Raw genomic sequence first — 13414 nt, forward strand, 5'->3', positions numbered from 1 at the left:
GCCTCAGGGCGTCAACGCTTCGGCGGGCGGATGCCGCGGAACTCCCAGTCGCCACCGAGGGCAGTGGACAGCACCTCCTCCGATTCGGTGGGCTGGGCGCCGACGTCGGAGCGCACTGGGGTGGGGCCGGTGACGATGTGGTTGGTGAGCCGGCCGAGGCCCTCGACCTCGACCTCGACGACGTCACCGGGCTGGACGGGGCGGGAGTTGGCGGGGGTGCCGGACAGGAGTACGTCGCCTGGGTAGAGGGTGATCGTGCGGGCGATGTCGGCGACGAGGTAGTGCATGTCCCACTTCATCTCGTCGGTCGTACCGTCCTGGACGACCTTGCCGTTGACGTAGGTGCGCAGGCTCTTGCCGTGGAAGTCCCAGTGGGTGACCAGGCCGGGGCCGAGGGGGCAGAGGGTGTCGGAGCCCTTCACGCGGAGCATGGAGCCGGCGTCGGTGTCGCGGAAGTCGTGCAGTCCGTAGTCGTTGGCGACGGTGTAGCCGGCGATGTACTCGCCCGCTTCGGCCGGGGAGATGTTGCGCGCGGTCTTCCCGATGACGATGGCCACCTCGCCCTCGTAGTTGAGCCACTTGCAGCCCTCGGGGCGGACGACGGCGCCCTTGTGGGAGTTGAGGGACGAGGTCGGCTTGTGGAAGTAGGTGGGCGTGTCCGGCAGCTCGATCCCGAACTCGTCGACGCGGCTGCGATGGTTGAGGTGGACCGCGATCACCTTGGACGGGACGACCGGCGGCAGGTGCTGTGCGTCCTCGGTCTTGACGCGGCGGCCGTCCGCGGCGACGAGTTCGTCCCCGTCGACGGTGACCTGGACGGCGGCACCGTCGAGGAGGATGCGGCGGTACTCGGGCATGTTCCGGACTCCTAGATGCGACTGTGAGGGGTGCGTGGGGCGGGCAGGCCGGTGCCGGTCCAGCCGTCGTCCGGGCGGTCGAACCAGAGGTGCGCCTGGCCGGTGCCGATCGAGTTCTCGTACTCGCCGTACTGACGGGCCCTGGCGACGCAGGCGCGCTCGCCGAGGGCGCCGGCCATCATCAGGTAGTGGAAGAACTTCGCCTCGGGCTTGTACTTCCAGAACTCGTCCATCGTGTCGAGGACCTTGTCGTGACGACCCTCCTTGAACCAGGCGATGCGCTCGAAGTCCGCCGCGCGGGCCTCGGGCGTGAAGATGTGGACGGGGTCCCCGGCCTCGTGGTCGCGCAGCTCGCGCAGCGGCCAGAACGTGTGCGACAGAGCTCCGGAGGCGATCAGCAGCACGCGCCGCCCGGGGGTGGCGGCGATACCGTCCGCCAGGGCGCGGCCGAGCCGCAGGTGGTCCTCCATGTCACCGGTCTGGCAGACGCCGATGGTCACCCACCGCTTGTCGGGCAGGCCCTCGCCGAGGAACTTCCACAGGTTGATGGTGGCGTAGTAGATCGGCAGGTAGTCGTCATCGATCGGGGTGATCCACGTGCCGTGCTTGTCGGCGAACTTCGCGACGTTCTCGGCCAGTTCGGGATCGCCCGGGAAGTCGTACGGCATCCGGCACATGCCGCGCGGCAGTTCCTCGGAGGTGAACAGGCCGGCGCGGCGCGCTTGCGCGGTGACGACGAACTCGACGGTGGTGGCCCAGTGGGAGTCCAGGACGACCACGGTGTCGTAGTCGTCGCGCGCGAAGACGTCCTCGCGGAGCTGGTTCAGGCCGGTGACGAGGGTGATCTCCTTGCCCCCGTTGAGCTCCAGCCGGGTCTCCTCGGGCAGCACGATGGTGGGGACGTGGGCGAGGAGACCCGCCCCGACGATCTCACCCATGGTCCTTCCATCCCTTCGGTGCGGTGACGGTGTTCTTGACGTCGCAGTAGAAGTCGAAGCTCCAGGTGCCGCCCTCGCGACCGACGCCGGAGAGGCGGGAGCCTCCGAACGGGGCCTGAAGGTCGCGTACGAAGAAGCAGTTCACCCACACCGTGCCTGCGACGAGCCGTGCGGTGACGCGTTCGGCGCGCTCCTGGTCGCCGGTGGCGACGGTGGCGGCCAGTCCGAAGCGGGTGCCGTTGGCGAGCCGGACGGCCTCGTCCTCGTCTGTGAAGGTCTGCAGCGTCAGGACCGGGCCGAAGACCTCCTCCTGGACGATCTCGGAGTCCTGGGCGACATCGGTGAGCAGGGTCGGCGGGTAGTAATAGCCGTCCTCGCGGTGGCCGCCGATGACGGCACGGGCCCCGGCTGCCACGGCCCGCTGCACGAACCCGTCGATCTTCTCCAGCTGGCGGAGGTGGATGTTGGGCCCGATGTCGGTGGCCTCGTCGCGCGGATCACCCTGCTTCAGCGCGCTCGCCTTCTCGACGAACCGGCGCGTGAACTCCTCCGCGATCGACTCCTCGACCAGCAGCCGGGTGCCCGCCAGGCACACCTGGCCGGCGTTGTCGTACTGCTCCACCGCCAGGTCGACGGCGAGGTCCAGGTCCGCGTCGGCGAACACCAGCAGCGGCGACTTGCCGCCCAGTTCGAGGCTCAGGGGCGTGAGGTTCGCGGCCGCCGACTCCGCGATGCGCTTGGCCGTGGGTACCGAGCCGGTGAAGCTGATCCGGCGTACGTCGGGGTGTGAGGTCAGCGCGTCGCCGATCTCGGAGCCGTAGCCCTGGACGACGTTGAGGACGCCTGCCGGGAGCCCGGCCTCGGCGGCGATGTCGGCCAGCAGGGAGGCGGTCAGCGGTGACCACTCGGCGGGCTTGAGGACGACCGTGTTGCCTGCGGCGAGGGCCGGGGCGACCTTCCAGGTGGCCAGCATGAGCGGGGCGTTCCACGGGGTGATCAGGACGCAGGGGCCGGCCGGGTCCCAGCTGACGTGGTTGGTGTGACCGCGGGTGTCGAAGTCCTCGTGGTCCAGCTGGAGCAGCCAGTCGGCGAAGAAGCGGAAGTTGTGCGCCACACGCGGCATCACCCCGCGCCGGTGCGACCGCAGGAGGGCCCCGTTGTCGGTGGTCTCGACGATGGCGAGCTCTTCGATCCGCTTCTCGACCCCGTCGGCGATCGCGTGCAGGATGCGGGCGCGTTCCTCGCGGGAGGTGGCGGCCCAGGCGGGGAACGCGGCCTTCGCGGCGGCCACGGCGGCGGCTGCCTCCATGGCCGTGCCCCGGGAGATCTCGCCGATCGTGTGGCCGTCGATGGGCGAGACGTCCGGGAACGTCTGTGTCGAGGCGACGCGCTCGCCGCCGATCCAGTGCCGGGCGTCGACGGCGACTCCGGACACGGTGATGGTGTGTTCGCTCATGCTCTGTTCCTCCGGTCTCGCGAGGTGGTGGGGGTCTACTCGGCGCCGGAGGTGCCGGATTCCAGCAGTCGGCCGCCGTCCCAGACGACGCCGACCTGGCGGTAGTAGGCAGCGATCGGCTCGCGGATCTCCAAGCGGGCCAGCTCTTCGGTGGGTGCCTCGAACAGTTCCAGCTGGGCGTCACCGCGCCAGGCCTGTCCCGCCTCGAAGGACGCGGCGCCCGACTCGATCAGCTCGTCCAGGGCCAGGCCCTTGCCCTTCTCGATGGAGGGCAGCCAGCGGTGGTGAGCCATCGGGTGGGCGTTGACGAAGCCGTTCGTCTCCGACGGCTCGCGCAAGGTGACCACGGTGTGGGCGAGGCGCCGGTCGGCGGCGGCGAGCGTGGCGCCGAAGCGGGCCCCCGCCTCGATGCGCGGCGCGGGACCGTAGGGGTGCGGGCGGGTCTGGTGGATCGAGCCGAGCTTCTTCGGGTAGCCCTGGTGCAGGCCGCGGGCGATGGCGAAGTCCTTGTCGACCCAGATGTAGACGCATCGCGAGTAGGTCTGTCCCCGGTACTTGCAGCGGACGACCGCGAAGGCCTCCTTGTACTGGGAGAGCACCGGGTCGAGCAGTTCCCCGCCGGACGCCGAGCAGGACTGCCAGTCGGCCCAGATCAGCGCCACCGCGCCGGGGTCCTCGTCGGCGAGCTCCAGTGGCTCGGGAAGCAGTTCACGCACGCGTGCCGGGTCGGTGCGGTACTCGACGGTGAGCAGGTCCCCGGAGTACCGCCAGGGCGGTGAGGGGATCAGTGACGAGGCTCCGCTCGCCGTCTTGGGGAAGAGGAATCCACGGACGGTGGTCATGATCAGCAAAGTCCTTAGGCGGTGAGTGCGGGCTGCTTGAGCAGTTCGGCGCGGTAACGGGAGGCGGCGGCCGCCGCGGCCTGCCCGCCGAGGGCGACGACACCGGCCAGCCGGCCATTGGCGTGGTAGCCGACGACGACGTCACCATCGAGATCGCCTTCCAGCACGCGCACGTCCTCCTTGCCGATTACCGGCGCCCCGAAGGACTGCAGGCGGAAGTCGTGCTGGTCGCTCCAGAAGGTGGGCAGCGGCGCGAACGGGGAAAGGTCGTGGCCGGTGCCGGTCAGCTCGGCGACGAGGGCCTTCGCGGCGTGCTTGGCGGTGTCCGTGGGGATGCACCAGTGCTCCACACGGCGCGGGAGACCGTCGTAGCGGGCGTTGGGGAAGCGGGCGACGTCACCGACGGCCACCACATCGGGCCGGCCGCCGACGCGCAGGTGCTCGTCGGTGAGCACGCCGTCGCTCAGATCGAGGCCGTTGCCGTCCAGCCACTCGGTGTTGGCGACCGAGCCGACCGACTCGACCACCACGTCGGCGGGCAGGACGGTGCCGTCGCCGAGGGCGACGCCGGTTACGTGGTCGTCGCCGGTGAAGCCCGTCACGCCCGTGCCGAGGGCGAAGCGCACACCGCGTTCCTCGTGGCGCTTCAGCAGGGCCTCGGCGACGAGCTCGCCCAGGGGGCCGACCATCGGCAGGGGCAGCGGATCGACGACGGTCACCTCACGGGCGCCCAGAGCGAGGGCGGTGGCGGCGACCTCGCAGCCGATGAAGCCGCCTCCGACGACGACCACGCGGGCTCCGGGCCTAGTGAGGGCCTGCCGCAGGCCCTGCGCGTCGTCGATGGTGCGGACCGTGTGCCGGCCGGCGAGCGGGCCAGGGCAGCGCAGGCGTCGGGGCCGCATTCCGGTGGCGACGACCAGACCGTCGTACGAGAGCGCCTCGCCGTCGTCGAACTCGACGATGTTCTCCGCGAGCCGCGCGGCGACGACCCGGGTGCCCAGGCGCCACTCCACGTCGGCCACGCTCGCCCGCGGGCGGAAGGCGAGGGACTCGAAGGGGGCCTTGCCGGCCAGGACCTCCTTCGACAGGGGCGGCCGGTTGTAGGGCATGTGCGGCTCGTCACCGACGAGCGTGATGGCTCCGGTCCAGCCGACGGCCCGCAGCTGCTCGGCTGCGCGCAGGCCGGCCATGGAGGCGCCGGCCACGACAATGCGTGCGTTCATGATCAGTCCTCGATACGGATGGCCTGGAGCGGACACACGTCGGCGGCTTCCTCGACCTCGTCACGCAGCGCGTTGTCGGGGTCGGACACATAGGCCAGGTGGCCGCTGTCGTCCATGGAGAAGACATCGGGGGCGGCGAAGACGCACTGGCCGTGGTCCTGGCACTTGTTCATGTCGACGACGACCTTCATGGCCGGTCCTCCTGAATGTGAGGGCGTCGGGGCGGGGGGCGAGGGGAGGAAGAGGGGCCCGGCCGCTGTCTGCCGGGCCCCGGCCAAGGACCCGGTGACTGACCGGACCCTTACTCATTTGGCTTCAAACAACATAGGGAGCCGCCTACCCCTGGTCAATACCTATCCATGCGGATAATTTTTTTCCAGCCCCCTCTTGCGGGGTGCCCGCACTCCCCATACCGTTTGGCACCAAACAAGTTGCCCGTGTGCCTCCACCCGCACGGGCCTCTGACTCCCCTCGCCATCCACACCCCAAGCGCCCGAGGAGACATCGGTGAGCGCAGCCCCAACCCCCAGCCTCCGTCAGCACATGCAGCGGCTCGCCGCCGAGGGCATCGACGTGGTGCGCGTGACCTATCCCGATCTCATCGGCACCGACCGCGCACGCGACATCCTGCTGGACCACCTGCCGTCGGCCTGCGACCACGGCCTGGCCTTCTGCCGGGCCGTCTACCACACCAGCCCCCAGGGCGACGTGGTCCCCGTCTCCGGAGGTCTGGACGCCGGTCTGCCCGACATCACCGTGCGCCCCGACCTGGACAGCCTGGTCCCGCTCCCCTGGGAACCCGGGGTCGCCGCCTGCCTCGCCGATGTCACCGACCCGGCCACCGGCATGACCGCGCCAGAGTCCCCCCGCGATCTGCTGCGCACCGTCCTCGACCAGTGCGGCGAACACGGCCTGCGTCCGGTGGTCGGCCCCGAACTCGAATACTTCCTCTGCGACGAGGACCCTGCCTCCCCGAGTGGCTGGAAGCGCTACTCGGGCGCCGACGGCGTCGTCTACACAGCCGGTCTGCGCGCCGACGGCGACAACCACCTGCTGCGCACGCTGCGCCTGCTGCGGGACATGAACATCGGCGCGACCAGCGGCAACCACGAGTTCGACGGCGGCCAGTTCGAGATCAACCTCACCCACTCCGAGGCCCTGTCCGCCGCGGACCGCGCCTTCTTCTTCAAGGCCGCGATCAAGGAGCTGGCCCGGAAGGAGGGGAAACTCGCCACCTTCATGGCCAAGCCGTTCAACGACGCCGGAGGCTCCGGTTTCCACCTCCACCTGTCCTGCGACAACGACGAGGGCGGCAACGCCTTCGACGATCCCGCCGGGCCGTACGGGCTGTCCGCCACCGCCCGCCACGCCGTCGCCGGCATCCTCGCCCACGCCCCGGCCCTGGCCGCACTGGCCAACCCGACCGTGAACTCCTACAAGCGGTTCGGCCCGGACACCCTCGCCCCCTGGCTCATCGACTGGGGCCTGGACAACCGCAGCGCCATGGTCCGCATCCCGCCCGAGCGCGGCTCCGGCGCCCGGTTCGAACTCCGACTCGGTGACGCCAGCGCCAACCCGTACCTGCTGATCGCGGGCACGATCGCCGCCACGCTGCTCGGGGTTCTGGCCGGCGAGGAGCCCCCTGCCCCGCTGGAGGGGTACGGCTACGACACCGCCAGGGCGTCCGCGCTGCCCATGAGCCTGCCGGCCGCGCTGGACGCCCTGGAGGCGGACACGGAACTCACCGACGTCCTCGGCAAGGACTTCACCACCTCATTCCTCTCCTACAAGCGCAACGAGGTCGAACGCTTCCAACGGCACGTCACCGACTGGGAGTTCACCGAGTACGCCTACCACCTGTGACGACTGGGAGCCATGCGATGACGACCGAGACCCCGACCGCCGCCGTGAACGAACCGATGCCGCTGGCGGACGTCAACCTCGCCGACCTGGACAACTTCACCGACGGGATCACCCCGTGGCGCATGTTCCACACCCTGCGCCACCAGGACCCGGTGCACTGGCAGCCCGAGGAGGCCCCCAACTCCGGCTTCTGGGCGGTGACCCGGCACGCCGACATCGCCCGCGTCGACCGTGACGCCGAGACCTTCACCTCGATGAAGTTCGTGAACCTCGAAGAGGTCGACGAGGACCAGATCAAGACCCGTGCCTCCATCCTGGAACTGGACGGCGTCCGCCACCGCGCCATGCGCAGCCTGCTCCAGCGCCAGTTCGGCGCGAGCGTCATCCACAGCTACACCGACTTCCTGCGCGGCCTGACGGCCACCACGCTGGACGCGGCACTGGCCAAGGGGAGCTTCGACTTCGTCAAGGAGGTCTCCGCCGACTTCCCCATCAACGTCCTCGCCCGCCTCCTCGACGTTCCGCCGGAGGACAACCAGCAGCTCATCGACTGGGGCAACCGCATCATCGGCAACACCGACCCCGACTACGCCGACGTCCTGCTGGACAGCGCGGAGAGCGAGCAGTACCGGCACCTGCCCTTCCGCTCGCCCGCCTCGCTGGAGGTTTTCGAGTACGGCCGTGAGCTGGCCCGGCAGCGGCGCGGCGGCGACGGCACGGACCTGGTGTCGAAGCTGGTGAACACCACCCCGAAGGACGGTGTGCCCCTCTCGTCGCAGGACTTCGACAACTACTTCCTGCTCCTCGTCGTGGCCGGCAACGAGACCACCCGCCACACCATCACCCACTCCATGCTGGCCCTCCTCCAGCACCCCGACCAGCTGGCGCGCCTCCAGGACGACCCGTCCCTGATTCCCGTCGCGGTGGAGGAGTTCCTGCGCTGGGCGTCCCCCGTCTACCACTTCCGCCGCACCGCGACCCGGGACGTCGAACTCGGCGGCAAGCACATCAAGGAGGGCGACAAGGTCGTCATGTGGTACGCCTCCGGCAACCGCGACGAGGCGGCCTTCGGCAACCCGTACGACTTCGACGTCACCCGCGCCGACAACGACCACGTCACCTTCGGCAAGGGCAGCCCCCACCTGTGCCTGGGCAACCTGCTGGCCCGCACCGAGATCCGCATCATGTTCGAGGAGCTCATCCCGAGGATCGCGGACATCCGTCTGACGGGCGAAGTCCCGCGCGTGCGCTCCAACTTCGTCAACGGCATCAAGAAGCTGCCGGTCGAGGTCACCCTCGCCTGACCGCGACCGCCTGCCGCAGCCGTCCGGACGGCTGCGGCCGCCGGGGCGCCCCGACTCGAACCAGCGGCCGCCCCTCACGTCTGCCCTCAAACACACTCGGCCCGAGGATCGCCACGATGACCACCCCCCGCATGCAGCTGGTGCTGAGCGAGAACTGGACCATGACCGGAGGCCGCGCGGATCTGCCGGCCGTGATCCGCTGGGCCCGCGAGGCCGAGGACGCCGGATTCGACTCCGTCATGATCAGCGAACACATCGTGCTCGGCCCCGACGCCGGAGCAGGCGGCGTGATGGGCAACCCCCGCGACTACGCCCTGCCCGGCAACCAGGACCCCCACACCCCATGGCCCAACTCGCTCATGCTCCTCAGCGCGATCGCCGCTGTCACCGATCGCCTGCGTCTCGCCGCATCGGCGGTCATCGCTCCCCTGCGGCATCCCCTGCTCCTGGCCCGCGAGCTCGGCACCCTCGACCTTCTCTCCGAGGGCCGGCTGATCGTGCTGCCCAACGTCAGCTGGAGCCGCGACGAGTACGCGGCACTCGGCGTCCCGTTCTCCCGGCGTGGCAAGCTCCTCGACGAACACCTGGCGATCTGGGCGAAGTTGTGGGGCCCCTCTCCCTTGTCTCACAAGAGCGAGTACTACACTTTCCACGACGTCTACTTCGAACCCAAGGCACACCGCCCGGACGGCCCCCGACTGTGCTTCGGCGGCGCGGGCATGCACGACGCGATGGTCCGCAGGATCGTCCGGTACGGCCACGCCTTCAATCCGCTGGGCAAGGTGAAGCCCGAGGACATGCAGACGCTGAAGACCGCGATGGCCGCCGCAGGCCGCGACATCGCCGACCTGGAGATGATCGGCAGCACCCGCGCCGTGTTCCCCGACGACAACCTCTGCGCCGACCTCGCACAGGCCCTTGAACCCATCCCCGAACAGATGGACCAGGGCTTCACCACCTTCTGCGTCAAGCCCTCGCAGTTCACCGACGACCCGAACGGAGTGGGCGCGTTCTGCCGCGAGGTGATGCGCCGCGTGGAGTCCCTGACCGCCTGACGGCGCCGCCCGATATCCCGCACCTCGCGGCATGACCACTCTCGACGAAGCCGTCGGCGCCCGCCCCTGCGCTCCCGATGACGCCACTCGAAACGATCCCCATCGCCTCCCCGATGTGTCGGGCCTTGTCGTCGGCATCCTCGCCGGAACCGGCCCACAGGGGCGCGGCCTCGCCCACCGGCTCGCCGGTGCGGGCCAACAGGTCATCATCGGCTCACGGAACGCCGCCCGGGCCGCCTCCACTGCAGCGGCCATCGACGGAGACGTGCGCGGCTCCATCGGTCGCCGCGGTCGAACGGAGCCGTAGCAGTGTGTTGGTTCACGGGGTCGTTGATGTCACTCGTGGATGTCAGGGGGTGTGCGGCGAAGGCCCTGGTCAAAACTTCGGGGAACGGCTTGGATGAGCGGGTGATCGCTCTTCCACGAAGACACGTCCGCACCGTAGGTGCCATGGCCGCGATACTGAGCAGCCTGCTCCTGGGCAGCTGCAGTGCAAAGGCTGCGAACAGCACTGGCCATCTTGGCTCCAGTGCCCAGCCGACCTCCGCCAAGCCTGTTGCGGCGCCTGCGGGTGCAGGCATGCCCGCGCTGACCACGGCCCAGCTCATCAAACGGCTAATCACTCCCGACGAACTCGGCCTCGGCTACAAGTCCTTTGGTGACAACCAGACCGGAGTGGACCAGCCGCCAGGCTTCCATACGCTCAAGCCTGGATCGGTCGCTTGTACCGACGCTATGGGCTCCTTCGCAATGAACCCCCGGGTTGGCAGGTTCTCGGCTCAGCAGTTCGCCGCCCGCACACTGGCAAATCTCACGACCCGGGCAGGCCTGAATGAATGGGTGGGCTCCTTCTCCAGCCCGGCCCAGGCCAAGCAGGCCACAAACAACCTGCTGGCCGACGCGGCCACTTGCCCTACCGCGACCGTCACCTCACCGACGCCCCCGGCGACAATGACTTTGACCCGGGTGCCTGCTCCGCACTACGGCGATCAAAGCGCAGAACTTCTCGCCGGCGGTACTGGCGTCACCGTTGCCGAGCCGATCCTCATCGTCCGATACGGAGCAAACCTCATGGCACTCACCATCGAGCCTCTCCACAAGGGCGACGCCCTGATCGCCGACGCTGCCGCGGCCGCCAACAAGCGCTTCATCGGCTGAGCGCAAGGCCGCATGGGCCTTCTAGGCCGTGTTTTAGATCTCGCTGGCCTGCCTGCCCGGTGCCGGGGACGGATCCCGCGCGGTCGCGGCCCCAGGGGCCGGGCCGGCCGCGGTCCGGCACCCGGCGCGCGTCCGGCACGGTCCGTCAGGCCCTCCAGACCCGGTCGGCGTAGTCGAGGAAGGCGGCGGCCGAGGATCTTCTCGATGCGCTCGGACCGGTAGCCGCGCCGTTCCAGGAGGCGGATCAGGTCACGGACCGGTCGACGCCCCGGCGATCTCCACGAGCGTGTGCTCGTACGGCGGCAGGGCGCCCATGGTGCAGCCAAGGGTGATGTTCACGGCGGTCAGGCCGGGAGGCGTGGGCGCCGGTGATCACGCGGGCGTCGCTGGGCCAGAGCGTTCACGCTCACGGGCCGGCCGGTGGCGGTGTCGGTCACTGGGCGTCCTTCTCGAACTCGGCGCGGTCGAACCGGCGTCCGCGTCTGACGGTGAGCGTGATGGTGCGCAGGTTGCCGATGTCCTGGAGGGAGTTCTCCTCCAGGACGGCGAAGTCGGCGAGCTTTCCGGGTTCGACGGTGCCCGTGTCCGCCTCGGTGCCGGCGGCGCGGGCGCCGACGAGGGTGGCCGAGCGCAGGACGTCGGCGGCGGGGATGCCGCAGCGGTCTACGAGGAAGTCGAGTTCGCCGTACAGGGCAGGGAAGGGGTCGCCGGAATCGGTCTCGTGGTCGGTGCCGGTGCAGACGTCGACTCCGGCGCGGTACGCCTGGGCGGTGACGGCGGCGACGGTCGCGGCGTCCAGGTCGGCGTAGCCCTTGATCGCGGCGGCGTGGGTGCCGCGGGCCAGGGCGACGGCGACGGCGACCGGCAGGACGGTGCCGGGCGTGGAAGAGGACCGTCGATGAGTACACCGCAGCAGAGGGCCGCGAGCCCCTTCAGCCAGCCGACGGCAGTCTCACCACGGCCCCAGCCCATGCCGCGTCCTGCAAGGTGGTCCTGGTCGGCTCGTCCGACGCACCCCTGAGACTGACCGGGGCCTCACTGGTCCGGCTGCGCGGCACCCCGGCCTCAATGGTCAGCCTCCGGCGGCCACCCTGCCGAGTTCGTCCAGCAGGTCGCGCATGAGCGGAGCCATGTCGGTCTCCTCGGCCGCCCTGATCCAGCGTTCGAAACCGACCTTGAAAACGGCCACCCCGGTCTCGGCGGTCAGGGTCGCGGTGGGTTCCGGCACCCCGCGCTGCCGGAGGGCGCCGGCGAGGGCCGTCGCCAGCGCGGCGAGCTTGATCAGCTCGCGCTCCCGGAGTTCCGGGTGGGCGTCCACCACGGCCTGCCGGCGCAGGGCGTACGCGTGGCGGCCCCGGAACATGTCCGAGGCCGCGTCGAGGCCGGCGCCGATCACGTCGAGCAGCGCCGCGTCCGGTGGGGCCTCCGCCACGGCGCTCACGAACAGCTCCTGGAGCGGGGAGCCCGCGAAGAGCACTTCGCGCTTGTCGGCGTAGTGCCGGAAGAAGGTGCGTTCGGTGAGGCCGGCCTGCCGGGCGATCTGCGCCACGGTCGTCTGCTCGTACCCCTGCTCGCCGTAGAGCTGCAACGCCGCTTCCGCCAGGCGCTGACGCGCGTTCGGCTCCCATCTGCCCATGGCGGAATCCTACGCGATGGCAGTGACTGACATCAGGTGTTACTTTCGATGTCAGTCACTGTCATCAACAGTCAGGGGTCCTCCCATGCGTGTTTTTGTGACCGGTGCGTCCGGCTGGCTCGGTTCCGCCGTCGTACCCGAACTCCTCGACGCCGGACACCAGGTGACCGGGCTGGCCCGCTCGGACGCCTCCGCCGCCGCGCTCACCACGGCCGGCGCGGAGGTCGTCCGCGGCACCGTCGACGACCTGGACGTGCTGCGTACGGCGGCCGCCGCCTCGGACGGCGTCATCCACCTCGCCTTCAAGCACGACATCGCCTTCAGCGGCGACTTCCGCGGGGCCGCCGAGACGGACCGACGTGCCGTGGACGCGTTCGGCGAGGTGCTGGCCGGTTCCGACCGGCCCCTCGTGATCGCCTCCGGGCTGCTCGGCCTCGCGCCCGGCCGGGTGGTCACCGAGCGGGACGTGCCCGCCGTCGACGGCTCACCGACCTCGGTACGGCAGGCCACCGCCCTGGCGGCGCTGGAGCTGGTCGGCCGCGGGGTGCGTTCCGCCGTGGTGCGCCTCGCCCCCACCTGTCACGGCGAGGGGGACAACGGGTTCATGGCGGCGCTGGTCGGCATCGCCCGGGAGCGCGGCGTCTCCGGATACATCGGCGACGGCGCCAACCGGTGGCCTGCCGCGCACCGGCTGGACGTCGGACGACTGTTCCGGCTGGCCGTGGAGAAGGCGCCCGCCGGCTCGGTGCTGCACGGAGCGAGTGAGGAGGCCGTCGCCATCCGTGACGTCGCCGAGGTGATCGGCCGCCGTCTGGACGTGCCGGTGGTCTCGGTGGCGCCCGCCGACGCGGCCGGGCACTTCGCCTGGCTCGGCAGCTTCATCGGCCTGGACAGCCCGGCCGCCAGCACGGTCACCAGGGAACTGCTGGACTGGCGGCCGTCCCAGCCGGGCCTGCTGGAGGACCTGGACAAGGGCCACTACTTCGGCCCTGCTTCCTAATGCTGTTGTCAAGCCGTCGGAGTGCGACGCGTGTGCGAGGCGAGTACGGGGTCATGTGCTCACGTGGTGTCCTCGGCTCCGG

13 protein-coding genes and 1 pseudogene are annotated in these 13414 nt (G+C 70.2%); 6 read left to right on the forward strand and 8 right to left on the reverse strand.

Features of this window, described 5'->3' with window-relative positions; translation table 11 throughout:
- Window positions 1–11: 11 nt before the first annotated feature.
- From ACFYMM_RS41880 to ACFYMM_RS41905, 6 genes are read right to left on the reverse strand one after another with little or no spacing between them, the layout of a single operon-like run.
- A complete protein-coding gene (locus ACFYMM_RS41880; protein ID WP_388397512.1) occupies window positions 12–857 on the reverse strand; it encodes a fumarylacetoacetate hydrolase family protein in 846 nt (281 codons plus the stop codon).
- A gap of 11 nt (window positions 858–868) precedes the next feature.
- Window positions 869–1795, reverse strand: a complete 927-nt coding sequence (locus ACFYMM_RS41885; RefSeq protein WP_388397515.1) for a 3,4-dihydroxyphenylacetate 2,3-dioxygenase — start codon at window positions 1793–1795, stop codon at window positions 869–871.
- Entirely contained in the window at window positions 1788–3251 is a 1464-nt protein-coding gene (locus ACFYMM_RS41890; protein WP_388397517.1) for an aldehyde dehydrogenase, read from the reverse strand. Before ACFYMM_RS41890 ends, ACFYMM_RS41885 begins: the two co-directional genes overlap by 8 nt.
- 35 nt (window positions 3252–3286) lie before the next feature.
- On the reverse strand, window positions 3287–4093 hold the full coding sequence (locus ACFYMM_RS41895; RefSeq protein WP_388397519.1) for an acetoacetate decarboxylase family protein: 807 nt from the start codon (window positions 4091–4093) through the stop codon (window positions 3287–3289).
- A gap of 14 nt (window positions 4094–4107) precedes the next feature.
- The gene (locus ACFYMM_RS41900; protein ID WP_388397522.1) at window positions 4108–5316 is read right to left on the reverse strand and encodes an NAD(P)/FAD-dependent oxidoreductase; all 1209 of its coding nucleotides are present in this window, start codon (window positions 5314–5316) and stop codon (window positions 4108–4110) included.
- A 2-nt stretch (window positions 5317–5318) separates the two neighbouring features.
- A complete protein-coding gene (locus tag ACFYMM_RS41905; RefSeq protein ID WP_388397525.1) occupies window positions 5319–5507 on the reverse strand; it encodes a ferredoxin in 189 nt (62 codons plus the stop codon).
- 352 nt (window positions 5508–5859) lie between these two features.
- On the opposite strand from ACFYMM_RS41905, the gene ACFYMM_RS41910 reads away from it, so the two are divergent.
- The 5 genes and pseudogenes from ACFYMM_RS41910 to ACFYMM_RS41930 all read left to right on the forward strand — a co-directional run bounded on the left by ACFYMM_RS41910 (window position 5860) and on the right by ACFYMM_RS41930 (window position 10696).
- Window positions 5860–7179: a glutamine synthetase family protein gene (locus ACFYMM_RS41910; protein WP_388397541.1), complete on the forward strand. Its 1320-nt coding sequence runs from the start codon at window positions 5860–5862 to the stop codon at window positions 7177–7179.
- 17 nt (window positions 7180–7196) lie between these two features.
- The gene (locus ACFYMM_RS41915; protein ID WP_388397528.1) at window positions 7197–8483 is read left to right on the forward strand and encodes a cytochrome P450; all 1287 of its coding nucleotides are present in this window, start codon (window positions 7197–7199) and stop codon (window positions 8481–8483) included.
- 116 nt (window positions 8484–8599) lie between these two features.
- The gene (locus ACFYMM_RS41920; RefSeq protein ID WP_388397531.1) at window positions 8600–9538 is read left to right on the forward strand and encodes a TIGR03619 family F420-dependent LLM class oxidoreductase; all 939 of its coding nucleotides are present in this window, start codon (window positions 8600–8602) and stop codon (window positions 9536–9538) included.
- Window positions 9539–9569: 31 nt separating this feature from the next.
- Window positions 9570–9815, forward strand: a pseudogene (locus tag ACFYMM_RS41925) (NAD(P)-binding domain-containing protein); the annotation flags it as partial.
- 173 nt (window positions 9816–9988) lie between these two features.
- Entirely contained in the window at window positions 9989–10696 is a 708-nt protein-coding gene (locus ACFYMM_RS41930; protein WP_388397533.1) for a hypothetical protein, read from the forward strand.
- Window positions 10697–11129: 433 nt separating this feature from the next.
- Here the strand turns inward: ACFYMM_RS41930 and ACFYMM_RS41935 are convergent, their stop codons facing one another.
- Both ACFYMM_RS41935 and ACFYMM_RS41940 read right to left on the reverse strand, forming a co-directional pair.
- Window positions 11130–11636, reverse strand: coding sequence for an amidohydrolase family protein (locus ACFYMM_RS41935; RefSeq protein WP_388397543.1), 507 nt, complete (start codon window positions 11634–11636; stop codon window positions 11130–11132).
- 132 nt (window positions 11637–11768) lie between these two features.
- Window positions 11769–12332 (reverse strand): TetR/AcrR family transcriptional regulator, encoded by a 564-nt coding sequence (locus ACFYMM_RS41940; protein WP_388397535.1) that lies wholly within the window; start codon window positions 12330–12332, stop codon window positions 11769–11771.
- A gap of 85 nt (window positions 12333–12417) precedes the next feature.
- Here ACFYMM_RS41940 and ACFYMM_RS41945 point away from each other — a divergent pair, with 85 nt between their 5' ends.
- Window positions 12418–13332: an SDR family oxidoreductase gene (locus ACFYMM_RS41945; RefSeq protein ID WP_388397538.1), complete on the forward strand. Its 915-nt coding sequence runs from the start codon at window positions 12418–12420 to the stop codon at window positions 13330–13332.
- The last annotated feature ends 82 nt before the right edge of the window (window positions 13333–13414 follow it).

It is taken from the genome of Streptomyces sp. NPDC006739 (assembly GCF_042869815.1).
Taxonomy (GTDB): domain Bacteria; phylum Actinomycetota; class Actinomycetes; order Streptomycetales; family Streptomycetaceae; genus Streptomyces.

Bases quoted from the DNA above. Each gene is read 5' to 3' on its own strand.
- ACFYMM_RS41880 (WP_388397512.1), bottom strand. From the start codon at position 857: ATGCCCGAGTACCGCCGCATCCTCCTCGACGGTGCCGCCGTCCAGGTC.
- ACFYMM_RS41885 (WP_388397515.1), bottom strand. From the start codon at position 1,795: ATGGGTGAGATCGTCGGGGCGGGTCTCCTCGCCCACGTCCCCACCATC.
- ACFYMM_RS41890 (WP_388397517.1), bottom strand. From the start codon at position 3,251: ATGAGCGAACACACCATCACCGTGTCCGGAGTCGCCGTCGACGCCCGG.
- ACFYMM_RS41895 (WP_388397519.1), bottom strand. From the start codon at position 4,093: ATGACCACCGTCCGTGGATTCCTCTTCCCCAAGACGGCGAGCGGAGCC.
- ACFYMM_RS41900 (WP_388397522.1), bottom strand. From the start codon at position 5,316: ATGAACGCACGCATTGTCGTGGCCGGCGCCTCCATGGCCGGCCTGCGC.
- ACFYMM_RS41905 (WP_388397525.1), bottom strand. From the start codon at position 5,507: ATGAAGGTCGTCGTCGACATGAACAAGTGCCAGGACCACGGCCAGTGC.
- ACFYMM_RS41910 (WP_388397541.1), top strand. From the start codon at position 5,860: ATGCAGCGGCTCGCCGCCGAGGGCATCGACGTGGTGCGCGTGACCTAT.
- ACFYMM_RS41915 (WP_388397528.1), top strand. From the start codon at position 7,197: ATGACGACCGAGACCCCGACCGCCGCCGTGAACGAACCGATGCCGCTG.
- ACFYMM_RS41920 (WP_388397531.1), top strand. From the start codon at position 8,600: ATGACCACCCCCCGCATGCAGCTGGTGCTGAGCGAGAACTGGACCATG.
- ACFYMM_RS41930 (WP_388397533.1), top strand. From the start codon at position 9,989: ATGGCCGCGATACTGAGCAGCCTGCTCCTGGGCAGCTGCAGTGCAAAG.
- ACFYMM_RS41940 (WP_388397535.1), bottom strand. From the start codon at position 12,332: ATGGGCAGATGGGAGCCGAACGCGCGTCAGCGCCTGGCGGAAGCGGCG.
- ACFYMM_RS41945 (WP_388397538.1), top strand. From the start codon at position 12,418: ATGCGTGTTTTTGTGACCGGTGCGTCCGGCTGGCTCGGTTCCGCCGTC.